The 1,893-nt window shown below is 69.5% G+C and carries 1 protein-coding gene and 1 pseudogene; one reads left to right on the top strand and one right to left on the bottom strand.

Annotated features, from left to right (window positions below):
* Nucleotides 1–302 (bottom strand): annotated as a pseudogene (locus BGN97_RS17365) (GMP synthase); the annotation flags it as partial.
* Between the two features lie 100 nt (nucleotides 303–402).
* Here BGN97_RS17365 and BGN97_RS17360 point away from each other — a divergent pair.
* Nucleotides 403–1,893, top strand: a 1,491-nt coding sequence (locus BGN97_RS17360) for an ATP-dependent Clp protease ATP-binding subunit (protein ID WP_292704366.1), incomplete at its 3' end; no start/stop codon positions are given.

Genomic DNA, 1,893 nt, shown 5'->3' with positions numbered 1-1,893 from the left:
ACGCCGATCCCGTAGCAGGTGAACAGCGCCGTGGCGGCGCCGGTGAGGGCACGGTCCGCGATGCGCTCCAGGTCGCGTTCGACCGTCTTCTGCGTCTCGTCCTTCACGGCGTCCGTGACGTTGAACGGCGAGCCGCCGATCACGAAGCCGTCGTACTGCTGCCACTCGACGGTCTCCAGCGAGGCGTGCAGCAGGTCGAGGCGATCCAGCTGAGGGATGCCGAGGTCGCGGGCGAAGGAGCGGTGCTCGGCATCGGCCGCGCTGCGCTCCGGGCGCACGCAGACGTAGAGCACCGAGGACATGCGATCGAGTCTATTCGCGGATTTGCGCTCGGCCGGGAATAGGCGTCATCATCTGTTGTTGAACTTGACAGAAGTACGCTCAAGTTTGAGAGGAAACCCCATGCCCAACGACTTCAACGAGGCGGGCTCGGGCTCGTTCGACGAGTTCCTGGCCCGTTACCTCGCAGGTGAGCAGGCCCGGCAGGCGCGATCGATCGACCTCAGCCGCTTCCTCACCGCGCGCACCCAGCAGATCCTGCAGCGTGCCGGTCGTTTCGCGCTCGAGCGCGGTCAGACCGAGCTCGATGCGCTGCACGTCCTGCGCGTGATCGTCGCCGACGAGGCCGTCGCCGAGGCGATCTCCCGGATCGGCGTCGACCCCGCCGCGATCGTGGATGCCGTGGATGCGCGCCTGCCGATGCCCGGCGAGTCCTCCGACGACGGCGCCGCCACGATCACCCCGAGTGCCAGCCGGGTGCTGTTCCACGCCTACCAGGTGGCCCGTTCCTCGGGCTCCACGTACATCGAGCCGGAGCACGTGTTCTTCGCGCTCGTGATCGGTCAGGATGCCCCCTCCGGTCAGATCCTCGCGCGCGCCGGGGTCACCGCCGAGGCGCTCACGCAGAGCCTGCGCGGAGAGCCGGTGCACGCCGGCGTCGCGCCGCAGGACGAGCACGCCGAGAACACAGCATCCGAGACCCCGATGCTGGACAAGTACGGCCTCGACCTCACCGCTCGCGCCCGCGCGGGCGAACTCGACCCCGTGATCGGCCGCAGCGTCGAGATCGAGCAGACCATCGAGATCCTCAGCCGCCGCACAAAGAACAACCCGGTGCTGATCGGCGAGGCCGGCGTCGGCAAGACGGCGATCGTCGAGGGCCTGGCCCGCGCGATCGTCGAGGGCGCGGTGCCCGCCGCGCTGAAGGACCGTCGCGTGGTGTCGCTCGACCTGCCCGGCATGCTCGCCGGCACCCGCTACCGCGGCGACTTCGAGGAGCGTCTCACCAAGACCATGGACGAGATCTCCGCCCACAAGGGCGAGATCATCGTGTTCCTCGACGAGCTGCACACCGTGGTCGGCGCGGGCGGCTCCGGCGAGGGCGGCACGGATGCCGGGAACATCCTCAAGCCCCGCCTGGCCCGCGGCGACCTGCACCTCGTCGGTGCGACCACGCTGAGCGAGTACCGCAGGATCGAGAAGGATCCGGCACTGGAGCGCCGCTTCCAGCCGGTGAAGGTGGGCGAGCCCTCCATCGAGGACGCCGTGCGCATCCTGCAGGGACTGAAGCCCGCCTATCAGGAGCACCACGATGTGACGTTCACCGACGAGTCGATCCGTGCGGCCGTCGAGCTGAGCGCGCGGTACCTGCCCGACCGGGTGCTGCCCGACAAGGCCATCGACCTGATCGATCAGGCCGGTGCCCGGCTGCGTCTGCGGCTCGGCGTGGTGCCCGATGTCAGCGCGCTGATGGCGGAGCTGGCCGATCTCGAGTCGCGCAAGAACGCGGCGGTCGGCGCCGAGCACTACGAGGAGGCCTCCCGCATCCGCGACGAGATCGCCGACGTGCAGCGCCGGATCGACGAGTCGCGCACCTCCGCGTCCGGTTCCGCC

Origin of the sequence: Microbacterium sp. 69-10 (assembly GCF_001897945.1) — a bacterium.
In the GTDB taxonomy this organism is placed as follows: domain Bacteria; phylum Actinomycetota; class Actinomycetes; order Actinomycetales; family Microbacteriaceae; genus Microbacterium.
This window is presented reverse-complemented; position numbering and strand designations above follow the sequence as displayed.